This is a genomic window from Nonomuraea sp. NPDC001831 (genome assembly GCF_042892035.1).
Classification (GTDB): Bacteria; Actinomycetota; Actinomycetes; order Streptosporangiales; family Streptosporangiaceae; genus Nonomuraea.
In genome coordinates this window covers 142,457-155,667 of the sequence record NZ_JBIATU010000002.1, presented here as the reverse complement: position 1 = coordinate 155,667, position 13,211 = coordinate 142,457, and the positions used below count along the sequence as shown (strand labels likewise).

Sequence of the window (13,211 nt, the reverse complement as noted above, 5' to 3'; positions counted from 1 at the left end):
CGGTTCAGGCGTGGCGGTGGAAGGCCGTGGTGTCGGGGGCGAGGGGGGTGTTGCCGAGGATCAGGTCGGCGGACTTCTCGGCGAGCATCATGACCGGGGCGTAGATGTTGCCGTTGGTGACGTACGGCATGGCCGAGGCGTCCACGACGCGCAGGCCGTCCAGGCCGTGCACGCGCATGGTGCCGGGGTCCACCACGGCCAGGTCGTCCACGCCCATCTTGCAGGTGCACGACGGGTGGAGGGCGGTCTCGCCGTCCTTGGCCACCCAGGCCAGGATCTCCTCGTCGGTCCGGACGTCCGGGCCGGGGGAGATCTCGCCGCCGTCCAGGCCGGCCCAGGCGGGCTGGGACAGGATGGCGCGGGCGTGCCTGATCGCCTCCACCCACTCGCGGCGGTCCTGCTCGGTGGAGAGGTAGTTGAAGCGCAGCGCGGGCTTGGCGCGGGGGTCGGCCGAGCGGATCCGCACCGAGCCGCGGGCGTCGGAGTACATCGGGCCGATGTGCACCTGGTAGCCGTGCCCGCCGGCCGGGGCCGAGCCGTCGTAGCGCACGGCGATCGGCAGGAAGTGGAACATCAGGTTGGGGTACGCGACGTCGTCGTTCGAGCGGATGAACCCGCCCGCCTCGAAGTGGTTCGTGGCGCCGGGGCCGCGCCGCAGGAACAGCCAGTCGGCGCCGATGAACGGCCGCCGCCACATCGCCAGCGACGGCTGCTGGGAGACCGGTTGCGTGCAGGCGTGCTGGACGTAGACCTCCAGGTGGTCCTGGAGGTTCTCGCCGACGCCCGGCAGGTCGTGGACCACCTGCACGCCCACGGACTCCAGGAGCGCCTTCGGCCCGACCCCGGACAGCTGGAGCAGCTGGGGGGTGTTGATCGCGCCGCCGCACAGCACGACCTCGCGCGCCTCGATGCGCTCGCCGCCGCACTGGACGCCCACCGCCCGCGTCCCCTCGAAGAGCACCTTCTCCACGTGGGCCCGCGTCCTGACGGTGAGGTTGGGACGGCGGCGCACCGGATGCAGGTAGGCGCGGGCCGCGCTGAGCCGGCGGCCCCGGTGGACGTTGCGGTCGAAGGCGGCGAAACCCTCCTGGCGGTAGCCGTTCACGTCGTCGGTGAGCGGGTGGCCGGCCTGCTGGACGGCCTCGAAGAACGCCTCGAACAGCGGGCCGCGGGCCGGGCCGCGCTCCAGCTTCAGCGGGCCGTCGTCGCCCCGGAAGGGCGAGCCGGGATCGGCCAGGCAGTTCTCCATGCGCTTGAAGTAGGGCAGGCAGTGGGCGTAGTCCCAGTTCTCCATGCCGGGATCGGCGGCCCAGCGCTCGTAGTCGAGCGGGTTGCCGCGCTGGAAGATCATCCCGTTGATGCTGCTGGAGCCGCCCAGGACCTTGCCGCGCGCGTGGTAGATGCGCCGGCCGTTCATGTGCGGCTCGGGCTCGGACTCGTACTTCCAGTCGTAGAACCGGCTGCCGATGGGGAACATCAGCGCGGCCGGCATGTGGATGAAGACGTCCCAGAGGTAGTCGGGCCGGCCGGCCTCCAGCACCAGCACGGACACCGACGGATCGGCGCTCAGCCGGTTGGCCAGCGCGCAGCCGGCCGAGCCGCCGCCCACGATGACGAAGTCGAAGCTCAACGCGGGATCCAGTCCTTCCACACGATCTTGTTCTCCTCCACCCACTGCCGGGCGGCCTGCTCGGCGGTCTTCTTGCCGTTGATCATCTCGGCGGCCACGGCGTTCTGGTTGTCGTTGGTCCAGGTGAAGTTGCGCACCAGCTCGTACGCCTTCCCGCCGCGCTCGGCGAACCGCTTGCTGACGATCTTGTCCAGCAGGTACGGCGGGTAGTCGCAGGCGACCTTGGCGGGCACGTCGTCGCACCCGACCGCGTACGGGGGCAGGTTGACCTTGACCAGTTTGACCTTGGTGAACAGCCATTGCGGTTCGTAGAAATACATGAGCAGGGGTGTGCGGGTGCGCGCCGCCGTCTGCGCGGCCTTGATCAGTGCGTCCTCGCTGCCGGAGTAGACGACCTTGTAATCGAGGTCGAGGTTCTTGATGAGAACCTCGTCATTGGTGACGAATGTCGGGTCCCCGTCGAGCACCTGACCCAAATTTCCAGTTTTGGAGGTCCGGAATAGGTGCGCGTACTTGTTCAGGTTCCGATAGTCGGTTATGTCAGGATATTTCTTGACCATCCACTCGGGGACGTACCAACCGATCACGCCTTTGTTGCCGGTGAGCCCGGCCGACAGCGCCACCTTCTTCTGCTCGATGTAGATCTTCTTCAGGTCGTTGTGTCCCCAGTTCTCGACGATCACGTCGACCTTGCCGGATTCGAAATCGCCCCAGGATTTCTTCTCCTCCATCCGGCGCGTGTTGACCTTGTAGCCCAGCTCGTGTTCGAGCAGATAGGCCAGGACGGCGGTCTGGGCCTCATACCCGATCCAGGCGTGCACGTCGATGTTGACCGTGCCCCTGGCGGCGACCCCGGTCTCGGGGGCGCCGCCGGAGCAGGACGTCAGGAGCAGGGCCGCGAGCAGCGGCCCGGTCAGCTTCTTGGTTCGCATGAGAGGTCTCCGCGACCGCGCCCCCGCCCGGCCGGGAGGGACGCGGTCAAGAGGGGTCACTTGGGGAGCCAGGCCTGCCACTTGGCGGTGTTGGCCTCGACCCACTTCTTGGCGGCCTGCTCGCCGGTCAGGCCGTTGTTGGTCATGTCGTTGGCGACCGCGTTCTGGTCCTCGTTGGTCCAGCTGAAGTTCTTGACCAGCTCGTACGCCTTGCCGCCGGTGTCGGCGAACTTCTTGCTGACGATCTTGTCGAGGTCGAGCTCGGCGTAGTCGCAGGCGACCTTCTTGGCGTCGGCGTCGCAGCCCTCGGTGTACGGGGGCAGGTTCACCCGGGCCAGCTCGACCTTGTCGAACAGCCAGTGGGGCGTCCAGAAGTAGAACAGCAGCGCCTTCTTCTGCGCCTGCGCCTGCTCGGCCGCCTTGAGCAGGGCCGCCTCGCTGCCGCCGGTCACCACCTTGTAGTTCAGCTTGAGGTTCTTGACCAGGGCCTCGTCGTTGGTGACGTAGCTCGGGTCGCCGTCGAGGAGCTGGCCCTTGCCGCCGGACTCCGACGTCTTGAACAGGTCGGCGTACTTGTTCAGGTTCTTGTAGTCGGTGATGTCCGGGTACTTGTCGGCCATCCACTTGGGCACGTACCAGCCGATGACGCCCTTGTTGCCGGTGGAGCCCGCCGAGAGCGCGACCTTCTTCTCGTCGATGAACTTCTTCTTCAGGTCCGGATGGCCCCAGTTCTCGATGATGACGTCCACGTCGCCCGTCTCGAAGCCCTCCCAGGCGACCTGCTCCTTGATCTCGGGCAGCTGCACGTCGTACTTGAGCTCGTTCTTCAGCAGGTAGGCGACGACGTTCGCGCTGGCCTCGTAACCGACCCACGGGTTGATCGCGATCTTGACGGTGCCGGTCGTCGCCGCGCCGGAGGCGGCGGCCGACGGGGCGGCGGAGCTGGGGGAGGTCTCCACCTTGGCGCCACCGCCGCAACCCACGGCGGTGAGGCCGACAACGAGCAGGCCTGCGAGCAGGCGAATCTTCATGTGCGCTTCCTCTTTCGGGGGGAAGGGCGCCTGTCGGCGCCCTGCGTGATGCGGTCGAGCATGACTCCGAGCAGGACGGTCGCGATGCCCGCCACGAAGCCCATGCCGAAATCCGTGCGCTGGGAGAAGCCGACGACCACGTCGTAGCCGAGCGCGCCCGCCCCGACCAGGCCGCCGACGACGACCATGGCCAGCGTCATCACGATGCCCTGGTTGGCGGCGAGCAGGATGGCCCGCCGCGCCATCGGGAGCTGCACCTTCCACAGGAGCTGGCCCGGGGTCGAGCCGGCCGCCGCGGCCGCCTCGACGACCGTGCCGGGCACCCCTCTGATGCCGTCCTCGACCAGGCGCACCACGGGCGGCGCCGCGTAGATCACCGAGGCGAAGATCGCGGTGAACCGGGTCGTCTCGAACAGGGCCAGCGCCGGCAGCAGGTAGACGAACGCGGGCATGGTCTGGGCGGCGTCCAGCAGCGGGCGCTGAACGGCCGACCAGCGCGGCGAGCGGGCCGCGGCCACCCCCAGCAGCAGGCCGACGACCAGGGTGACGAGCACCGCCACCGCGACCGTGGTCATCGTCTGCATGGCGTGCTCCCACACGCCGAGCAGCGCGATCGCCAGCAGGCAGCCGAGTGCGGTCAGCGCCGGGCGCACCCCGCTCAACCGCCAGGCCAGGGCCAGCACCGCGAGGGCGACCAGCCACCACGGGGCGGAGGTGAGCAGGCCCTCCAGCGGGTTGAGCAGGAAGGCCGAGGTCAGGTCCTTGACGAACGTCGTGACCGGGTACCAGGTCGTCTCCGCCCAGCGGACGGCGTCGTTCACCGCCCCGGCGAAGGTGACCGTCAGGCCGGCGGGCCAGCCCGCGGGCAGCGCGAGCCCGGCCGCCACGCCCGCGACCGCGAGCGCCGCCGCGACGGCCAGGTCCGGCCGGCCGAGCGAGGCGTGCGCCTGGCGGCGGGCCACCGACATGAGCATGCGGTCGAGCACGACGGCCATGACCACGATGGCCAGGCCCGCCGGGAGCATCATGCCGACCTGGGCCCGCGACAGACCGCGGATGATGTCGCCGCCCAGGCCGGGGGCCGAGATCAGGTTCGCGATCACCACCATCGACAGCGCCATCATGATGGTCTGGTTCACCGCCAGCGCCATCGTCGGGCGGGCCAGCGGCAGCTGCACCTTGAACAGCGTCTGACGGCGGGTGGCGCCGAGCGACGCCGACGCCTCGACCGCCGTGGCGGAGACCTCCTGGACGGCCAGCGCGGTGATCCGGATCGCCGGCGGGATCGAGTAGATCATCGTCGCGATCGCCCCGGCCGGCGCGCCGATGTGGAAGAACAGCACGAGCGGCGCCAGGTAGGCGAACGTCGGCATGATCTGCATGACGTCCAGCACCGGCGTCAGCACCCGGCGCACCCGCGCCGACAGCCCGGCCCAGACGCCGAGCGGCACGCCGACCGCCAGCGACAGCAGCACCGAGGCCGCCACCAGCGCCAGCGTGTCCACGCTCGACTGCCACAGCCCGAGCACCCCGAACGCGCCCACGCCCGCCGCCGCGAGCAGCGCGATGCGCCAGCCGCCGGCCAGCCAGGCCAGCGCGGCCAGGACGCCGATGAGACCGGGCCAGTTCAGGGCGGTGAGCGCGGTCTGGAAGAAGGTGTAGACGCCGTCGACGAACAGCCGGATGTAGTTGAGGAAGTACAGGAAGAGCGGGCTCTCGTTGCGGTGGTCGTCGATCCACTCGCGCAGTTCGGTGACCGCCAGGAACTGCGGCGCCTCCTTGTCGTGCGGCAGCGTGCCGGTGCCGCGGAAGACCAGGTACGCCACGGCGAACAGGATCGCGACCCCGGCGGGAGCGGCCCATCTGGGGATCCTGAGCCTGGCGGGGGCGCTGACCGCGGTGGTGCTCACGCGCCCGCCCTCACCGCGGCGTCCGCGCCGGCGAGGAAGGACAGCAGGTCCACGCGGTCCACGACGCCGGTCAGCTCGTCGCCGTCCATCACCCGGATCGGGCGGGAGGAGGCCGAGGCCGCGGCGATGGCGTCCTTGACCAGGGTGGTGGCGGGGAGCTGGGGGCCGTCCAGCGGCTCGCCGGGCTCGGGGGCGCGGCGGATCCAGCGCAGTGTCAGCACGTGGCTGCGCGGCACGTCGCGGACGAAGTCGGCCACGTAGTCGTCGGCCGGCGCGCCCACCAGCTCCTCGGCCGTGCCCAGCTGCACGATCGAGCCGGCCCGCATGATGGCGATGCGCTCGCCCAGCTTGAGCGCCTCGGACAGGTCGTGGGTGATGAACACCATCGTCTTGCCGACCTCGCGGTGGAGCCGGATCACCTCGGTCTGCATGTCGCGCCGGATCAGCGGGTCGAGCGCGCTGAACGGCTCGTCGAACAGCATGACCTGGGGATCGACGGCCAGCGCGCGGGCCAGGCCGACGCGTTGCTGCATGCCACCGGAGAGCTGGTCGGGGTAGGAGGCGGCGTACCCGTCGAGGCCGACGAGGGTGAGGATCTCGGCGGCCCGGGCGTGCCTGGCGGCCCTGGGGGTGCCCTGGATCTCCAGGCCGTAGGCGACGTTGTCGATGACCCTGCGGTGCGGCAGCAGGCCGAAGTGCTGGAAGACCATGCTGACCCGGTGGCGGCGCAGCTCGCGCAGCCGGGCGGGGGAGGCGCGGCCGACGTCCTCGCCGCCGATGCTGATGCGGCCGGCGGTGGGCTCGACGAGCCTGGTCAGGCAGCGTACGAGGGTGGACTTGCCGCTTCCCGACAGGCCCATGACGACGAAGACCTCGCCGGGGCGCACCTCGAAGCTCACGTCGCGGACGGCGGTGGTGCACCCGGTCTTCTCTCGCAGAGCGGCGGGGTCGAGGTGTCTGTCCTCGCTGTCCAGCACCTTTTGCGCCCTGGATCCGAAGATCTTCCAAAGCCCTTCGACGCTGATGGCCGCGCTGTCGGGAGAATCCCGCACCCTCGCCTCCTCGATTGCCGGGGGCTCAACATATGCGGTGAATAACGCAAATCTCAACGCTGTGACCTGTGAGAGACCTGGCTGCTCCTCCCGTGTTATGCGCTTGGAACGCACTAAACGCCCATACGTGGACATATGAATGTATAGGGGGCTATTTCTGGTTGGAGAGACGGCGAGATGGGGCTCCAGCTTTCGTCCCACTGGGCACAGAAGTTGAATTTCGCACCGATATGTGCGGGTGGCCACCTCCGCTTAGGATGTGTTCCAATTACCCGCACTTGCTGATTTCTCTCAAGGGCCACAGCCCTGACAAATACGCCGATTCGGGCGAGGTGCGTTCGGTGACAACACAGCTGGGCGAGCGACAGGCCGTCGAAGGCAACTGGCGCCTGCGCAATTGGCGCGTACGTGCGCGCCTGGTCGCCCTCATCCTGGTGCCGACCGCCGCCGCTGTGCTGCTGGGCGGCGTCCAGGTGCTGTCCTCGACGGGCGCCGCCGCCGACTACGACCGGACGAACCGATTAGCCGTGCTGTCGGAGCAGGTGGGCGACCTGACCCACCAGCTCGCCGGCGAGCGGGCCAAGACCGCCTGGTACATCGCCAGGAACCGGCCCGTGAACGGCCTCGGCGGCGTGCGGTCCCAGATGGACCAGGTGGACGTCGCCATCAGGGAGGTACGCGGCACCGCCCAGCAGATCCTGGCCGACGTCGAGGGCCGTACCGCCGACCAGATCGAGAACATGCTCTCCCGCCTGGACGACCTGACCTCGCTGCGCGAGCAGGCGATGGACGCCGACCTGCTGCCCGGCCCGGCCGTCGACCTCTACACGACGGTGATCGGCGACCTCCTGTCCATCCACACCGAACTGATCAAGGGCAGCTCCGACGACGAGCTGTTCCGCCAGACCCGCATGCTGGACGGCCTGGCCAGGGCGAAGGAGAGCGTCTCCTACCAGCAGGCGCTGCTCACCACCGTCCTCGTCGAGGGCGCCTTCGGCCAGGACCAGCTCAAGCGCTTCCTCGGCGAGCTGTCCGCCGAGACCGCCGAGCGCAGGGGCTTCGCCGCCGAGGCCACCGCCGACGAGCGCCGCTTCTTCGACGAGACCGTCAACGGCCGCAGCGCAGACCGCATGTTGTTCCTGCGCGAGCTGGTGCTCATCAGGGTCTCGGCCGGGCTGCCGCTGCGCGGCCTCGACCTGGCCAAGCACGACGACGCCAAGGAGTGGTTCGACGCCTCCAACGTCGTCGTGGACTCCATGCGCAAGGTCGAGCAGCGCCAGGCCGCCGGGATCGTGGCGCGCAGCGCCACGCTCAGCGCCGAGGAGCAGCGGCGGGCGCTGGTCATCGCGGGCGCGGTGCTCGCGCTGCTGGTCGCCGTCCTGCTGATCACCACCGGCGTGGCCAGGTCGCTGGTCCGGCCGCTGCGCCGGCTGCGCGGCGAGGCGCTGGAGATCGCCGGACGCCGGCTGCCGGACTTCGTCCAGCACCTGCGCGAGTCGCGCGACGGCGCGGTGGACGCCGAGGTGCCGCCCATCGGCATCTTCTCCAGGGACGAGGTCGGCGAGGTCGCCCGCGCCTTCGACGAGGTGCACCGCGAGGCCGTCCGGCTGGCGGGCGACGAGGCGCGGCTGCGCTCCAACGTCAACGCCATGTTCGTCAACCTGTCGCGGCGCAGCCAGACCCTTGTCGAACGGCAGCTCACGCTGATCGAGCGCCTGGAGCGCGGCGAGCGCGACGACGAGCGCCTCGGCGACCTGTTCAAGCTCGACCACCTGGCCACCCGCATGCGCCGCAACAGCGAGAACCTGCTGGTCCTGGCCGGTCAGGAGGCCGCGCGCAAGTGGAGCGAGCCGGTCGAGCTCATGGACATCGTGCGCGCGGCGCTCGGCGAGGTCGAGAGCTACGACCGGGTCAGCGTCCAGGCGCAGTCGGACGTCGCCATCGCCGGGCAGGCCGTCACCGACGTGGTGCACCTGCTGGCCGAGCTGGTCGAGAACTCGGTCTCGTTCTCCTCCAGGGACACCAAGGTGATCATCTCCAGCAGCCGCATCGACGGCGGCGGCCTGATGGTCTCGGTGACCGACAACGGCATCGGCATGACCCCCGAGGAGCTGGCCGAGGCCAACTGGCGCCTGGCCCACCCGCCGGTCGTGGACGTGTCCGTGTCGCGGCGGATGGGGCTGTTCGTGGTCGGGCGGCTCGCGCTGCGGCACAACATCAAGGTGCAGCTCCGCCGCCAGGACGTCGGCGGGCTGACCGCGATGGTGCTGATCCCGGAGATGCTGCTCGCCGCCGTGCCCGGCTCGGTGCCCGGGCACCTGCAGGGCTCGATGGCCACGGCCGGGCACGCCCCGGCCATGTCCGCCATGGGCCGCCCGGACCAGGGCCGCGCCGAGCCCTTCCAGAGCGCCGAGTCGTTCCAGAGCGCTGAGCCGTTCCGGGGCGCCGAGTCGTACGCGCCGCCCACGGCCCCCATGCCGGCCTACGGGCACCCGTCGTTCGACCCGATGCCGTCCGCGTCCGAGTCGTCGTGGTTCACCTCGTCCTCCTCGCAGTCGGTCGAGCCGCCGCAGCCGGAGCCGCCGGCGTCCGGCGCGTCCTACCCGTCGTTCGCCACGGGGCCCGAGCCGGCCGGGGCCGAGCCGCCGGCCGGGAACGAGTTCCTGCCGATCTTCGCCTCGGTCGAGGAGAGCAGCTGGTTCAGCAAGGCCGCGCCGACCGCCGACCGCCGGGACCCCGCCTGGTCATCGCCCGCCGACCAGGGCTGGCAGGCGGCGAGCACGACCGCCGAGCCCGCCAGGGGCGGCACCACGAACTCCGGCCTGCCCAAGCGCACGCCGCGAGCGAATCTGGTACCGGGTACCGCGGTTCCCCAGCCGCCGCCCGCGCCGGTTCCGCCGCCGTCCCCTGACCGGCTGCGCAGCCGGCTGGCCAGCTACCAGCAGGGCGTGCGCAAGGGCCGGGCCGAGCTAGAGGAGGACTGATGAAGGAACTGAGCCAGGGGGCCAGGGACATCAACTGGCTGGTGAGCGCGTTCGTCGAGGAGGTGCCCGGCGTGGCCCACGCCGTGGTCGTCTCCGCCGACGGCCTGCCGATGGCCTTCTCCCGCGGCTTCCCCAAGGACCGCGCCGACCAGCTCGCCGCCATCGCGGCCGGGCTGGTCAGCCTGACGCAGGGGTCGGCGCGGGTCTTCGAGGGCGGCGGCGTCACGCAGACCCTGGTGGAGATGGAACGCGGGCTGCTGCTGGTGATGTCGATCAGCGACGGTTCGTGCCTGGCGGTGCTGGCCGCGCCCGACTGTGACATGGGCCTGGTGGCGTACCAGATGACGATTCTGGTGGAACGCACGGGGCAGGTGCTGACCCCTGCCGTACGGGCGGAGTTGTCATCCGCGCGCCCCTGGTGATGGGAGTGGACGTTGGCATCGTGGCATGACGAGGAGCCGGAGCCCCAGCGCAGCTCGCTGGTGCGCATGTACGCCGTCACCGGCGGCAGGACGGCGCCGCGCACCGGCCTGGCCATGGAGGCGCTGGTCTCGTCGGCGACCTCGGCGCGGCTCGGCATGACCTACACCCGCGAGTACCGGGCGATCAGCGAGCTGTGCCGCCAGGTGCGCTCGGTGGCCGAGATCTCCGCGCTGCTGGCCGTGCCGCTCGGCGTGGCGCGGGTGCTGGTCGCCGACATGGAGGCCGATGGGCTGGTCAAGGTCTACCAGCCGCAGCTGGAGGCCGGGCTGCCGGACCGCAGGCTGCTGGAGAGGGTCCTGAGTGGACTTCGCCGGCTCTAGCCCGACGCTCACCTCGACGAAGATCGTCGTGGCGGGCGGCTTCGGCGTGGGCAAGACCACCTTCGTCGGCGCGGTGTCGGAGATCGTGCCGCTCACGACGGAGGCCGTCATGACGGACGCCTCGGCCGGCATCGACGACCTCGCGCACACGCCGGGCAAGTCCACCACCACGGTCGCGATGGACTTCGGCCGCGTCTCGCTCGAGCGCGACCTGATCCTCTACCTGTTCGGCACGCCCGGGCAGCACCGGTTCTGGTTCATGTGGGACGACCTGGTCCGCGGCGCGATCGGCGCGGTCGTGCTGGTGGACACCCGCCGCCTGGCCGACAGCTTCCCCGCGATCGACTACTTCGAGGAGGCCGGGCTGCCGTTCGTCGTCGGCCTGAACGGCTGGGACGGGCGCTTCCCGCACGTGGAGAGCGAGGTGCGCGAGGCGCTCACGCTCTCACCGCAGGTGCCCATCGTGCGCACGGACGCGCGTGCCCGCCAGTCGGTCAAGAACACCCTGATCACCCTGGTCGAGCACGTGATCGGCGGCCGCCCCTACTGAGCGTTCCACCAGTACGCGGCCACCAGCTCGGCCACCAGCGTCTCGGTGAGCAGCGCCACGCCGGGGTCGTCGTCGTGCGCGTAGCGGATCGCCGCCGCGGCGTCCTTCACCTCGCCGCCCACGGAGATCACCGTGGAGCCCCGCTCGCGCACCCAGTCCATGGCCTGCTCGTCGTAGCGGGAGCCGGGGAAGAGCAGCGCCCGGTAGTCGCGGGTCTTGGTGAGGTAGACGTCGACGTGCGACCAGTCGCCCGCCTCGCAGGCGTCGGCCGCGCGGCGCGGGCCCTCGCGGAACATCAGCGCCGACTGCTCGGCCGACGACAGCCGCTCGGCGGGGGCGATCGTGTAGACGCCGTCGGGCCCGTCGAGGAGCTCCATGGTCAGCGGGAGCCATTCGTCCCGGCGGTCCAGGAGGTCGCGGGTGGCCTCGGCGGCCCGGGTGAGCAGCGCGGGCAGGTCGCCGTCCGCGCCGGTGAGCCGGGCCTCGAGCGCCAGCAGCAGGGCCAGCGTGTGCTGGAACGTCCGGCAGGCCACGCCGCCGCGCTCCTCGCCCGCGCCCATGGGGACGACCAGGTCGGCCGCCTCGGTGACGGGCGAGCCGGGCACGTTGGTGATCGCGGCCACGTACGACGGGCCCCCGGCGTAGCGGGCGAGGGCGTCGAGGGTCTCGCGGCTGCCGCCGGTGGCCGAGATCGGCACGACCAGCGTGTCCGGCCCGGCCGGGTAGGTCGCCGCGGCCGAGGCGTAGTCGGCGTAGGCGTCCACGCCGGCCGCGCGCAGGCGCAGGGCCGCCACCCCGGCGGCGTACCGGGAGCTGCCCATGCCGAGGAACAGCACCCGGCGCACGCCCTCGGGCAGCCCGGCGAAGGGGTCGGCCGCGCGCAGCCCGTCGGCGAGGGCGGCCAGGGCGGCGGGCTTGGCCTCCAGGTCGGCCAGGTAGAGCTCGGGATTCACGGCAGGTTCTCCTCGGGGTACCAGGTGCGCAGCACGCCCATGGGGGCGTAGCGCCAGCGGGGCAGGTGGCGGGCGGCGTAGATCAGCTCGCGGCACTCCTGCTCGACCTCGAACGGGCGGATCAGGGTCTCGTCCAGCAGGTCGGACCGGCCGAGGCCGGACAGGCGGTCGCGGTAGGCGTCCAGCAGGCCGGCGCGGGCCCGTGCCGCCCAGGCCGCGGCGTGGGCGGGCGGGGTGCCCCGGCGCCTGACGGCGACCTGGGCCACGTGCTCCAGGCTCGTGGTGAGCTGGGCGACGTCCCTGGCGGCCGGCTGGCGCACGCCGGTGTCGGCCACGGTCGGGTTGCCGTCGAAGTCGATCACGGCGTAGCCGTCGCGCCATCGCAGGATCTGGCCCACGTGCAGGTCGCCGTGGATCCTGATCACCGGGCCCGCGAAGCCCGCGCGCAACGGCTCCAGCTCGCCGACCAGGGCGCCGGCCCGCGTGGCCAGCCACTCGCCGTCGGCGCCGCCGGTGAGGGCGAGCGCCTCGGCCAGCGCGTCCGCGGCCCGCGCCGCCGGGTCCGCCTGTCGCGCGGACGAGCCGCCGGGCAGCGTGGACAGCGCGACGTGCAGGTCGGCGGCCAGCCGGCCGAGCTCGCCGACGAACTCGGTGCCGCCGGACTCGGCCTCGTCCACGCACCACTCCCAGCCGTCGCGCGCCTCGGGCAGGTAGCCCGTCACCAGCGCGATCAGCTCCTCGCCGGCGTCCGAGGCGCGGGTCAGGGCCAGGTACGGGGGCGCGGTGCCGGTGAAGCCGACCTCGACGAGGTGGGCGAAGATCTCGGGCGTCGGGTGGGGGAGCGGGACGGGCGGGCTCAGCCACTTCACGACCATCCGCTCGTCCACCACGACCGAGTGGTTGGTCTGGTCGACGTGCGGCCCGAAGCCGCGCTCGGCGGCCGTCGCCGCAAGGACGGGAAGGTCATGGAAGCGGCGGACGGCGAACGGGCGCGGCGGGTCGTGCGCCAGGGCCCGCAGCAGGCTCGTGGACAGGCCGTGATCCCGGTCGGAGACGGGCTCCGCCGCGAGGGCGGCGAGCCGGGGCGCAATTGAATCCCAGTTCAACAGATTGACCATCGTTCCCGATCGACGTGTGGAAGGAAGTCTCGCTCATGTTGATATCCGCTGCAACTTCGCCCTCTTCGGAGCCCGTCCGCGCATTAGGGGAAAAGCGCCTGCGCCGGTCAGGAGGGTACGGTCCCGCCCCCGGTGCTCTCGCCGGGTCGCCCCTGCCTCCGTGTGCGAGCGGGTTCCGCGCGGCCGTCACCGTGACCGAAACCCGCCGTGGGCGGATCGGGATCCCTCGCCCGTTTCCTGAGCACCCG

The 13,211-nt window shown here is 71.2% G+C and carries 11 protein-coding genes; 4 read left to right on the top strand and 7 right to left on the bottom strand.

The genetic code is table 11. The features are described 5' to 3' along the window. Positions 1 to 4: 4 nt before the first annotated feature. From betA to ACFYYW_RS06225, 5 genes are read right to left on the bottom strand one after another with little or no spacing between them, the layout of a single operon-like run. Positions 5 to 1,651 (bottom strand): choline dehydrogenase, encoded by a 1,647-nt coding sequence (gene betA / locus ACFYYW_RS06245; protein ID WP_387645751.1) that lies wholly within the window; start codon positions 1,649 to 1,651, stop codon positions 5 to 7. Then, positions 1,627 to 2,562 carry an ABC transporter substrate-binding protein gene (locus ACFYYW_RS06240; RefSeq protein ID WP_387645748.1) on the bottom strand — a complete coding sequence of 312 codons (936 nt, stop codon included), beginning with the start codon at positions 2,560 to 2,562 and terminating at the stop codon, positions 1,627 to 1,629. Before ACFYYW_RS06240 ends, betA begins: the two co-directional genes overlap by 25 nt. Positions 2,563 to 2,618: 56 nt before the next feature. Further along, the gene (locus ACFYYW_RS06235) at positions 2,619 to 3,593 is read right to left on the bottom strand and encodes an ABC transporter substrate-binding protein (RefSeq protein ID WP_387645745.1); all 975 of its coding nucleotides are present in this window, start codon (positions 3,591 to 3,593) and stop codon (positions 2,619 to 2,621) included. Continuing rightward, positions 3,590 to 5,503 (bottom strand): ABC transporter permease, encoded by a 1,914-nt coding sequence (locus tag ACFYYW_RS06230; RefSeq protein ID WP_387645742.1) that lies wholly within the window; start codon positions 5,501 to 5,503, stop codon positions 3,590 to 3,592. Before ACFYYW_RS06230 ends, ACFYYW_RS06235 begins: the two co-directional genes overlap by 4 nt. Then, complete coding sequence (locus ACFYYW_RS06225; RefSeq protein WP_387645739.1) at positions 5,500 to 6,555, bottom strand: glycine betaine/L-proline ABC transporter ATP-binding protein; 1,056 nt, start codon at positions 6,553 to 6,555, stop codon at positions 5,500 to 5,502. The genes ACFYYW_RS06230 and ACFYYW_RS06225 overlap by 4 nt, the downstream gene beginning before the upstream one ends. A 341-nt stretch (positions 6,556 to 6,896) precedes the next feature. On the opposite strand from ACFYYW_RS06225, the gene ACFYYW_RS06220 reads away from it, so the two are divergent. From ACFYYW_RS06220 to ACFYYW_RS06205, 4 genes are all read left to right on the top strand, one after another. Continuing rightward, a complete protein-coding gene (locus ACFYYW_RS06220) occupies positions 6,897 to 9,539 on the top strand; it encodes a nitrate- and nitrite sensing domain-containing protein (protein ID WP_387645736.1) in 2,643 nt (880 codons plus the stop codon). Then, positions 9,539 to 9,961 carry a roadblock/LC7 domain-containing protein gene (locus tag ACFYYW_RS06215; RefSeq protein WP_352321436.1) on the top strand — a complete coding sequence of 141 codons (423 nt, stop codon included), beginning with the start codon at positions 9,539 to 9,541 and terminating at the stop codon, positions 9,959 to 9,961. The genes ACFYYW_RS06220 and ACFYYW_RS06215 overlap by 1 nt, the downstream gene beginning before the upstream one ends. 66 nt (positions 9,962 to 10,027) lie before the next feature. Continuing rightward, positions 10,028 to 10,342, top strand: a complete 315-nt coding sequence (locus ACFYYW_RS06210) for a DUF742 domain-containing protein (RefSeq protein WP_229824241.1) — start codon at positions 10,028 to 10,030, stop codon at positions 10,340 to 10,342. After that, on the top strand, positions 10,323 to 10,892 hold the full coding sequence (locus ACFYYW_RS06205) for an ATP/GTP-binding protein (RefSeq protein WP_364416874.1): 570 nt from the start codon (positions 10,323 to 10,325) through the stop codon (positions 10,890 to 10,892). Before ACFYYW_RS06210 ends, ACFYYW_RS06205 begins: the two co-directional genes overlap by 20 nt. Here the strand turns inward: ACFYYW_RS06205 and ACFYYW_RS06200 are convergent. After that, a complete protein-coding gene (locus ACFYYW_RS06200) occupies positions 10,886 to 11,845 on the bottom strand; it encodes an SIS domain-containing protein (RefSeq protein WP_387645732.1) in 960 nt (319 codons plus the stop codon). The genes ACFYYW_RS06205 and ACFYYW_RS06200 overlap by 7 nt on opposite strands. Beyond that, positions 11,842 to 12,951: a hypothetical protein gene (locus ACFYYW_RS06195; RefSeq protein ID WP_387645729.1), complete on the bottom strand. Its 1,110-nt coding sequence runs from the start codon at positions 12,949 to 12,951 to the stop codon at positions 11,842 to 11,844. The genes ACFYYW_RS06200 and ACFYYW_RS06195 overlap by 4 nt, the downstream gene beginning before the upstream one ends. Positions 12,952 to 13,211: the final 260 nt, after the last annotated feature.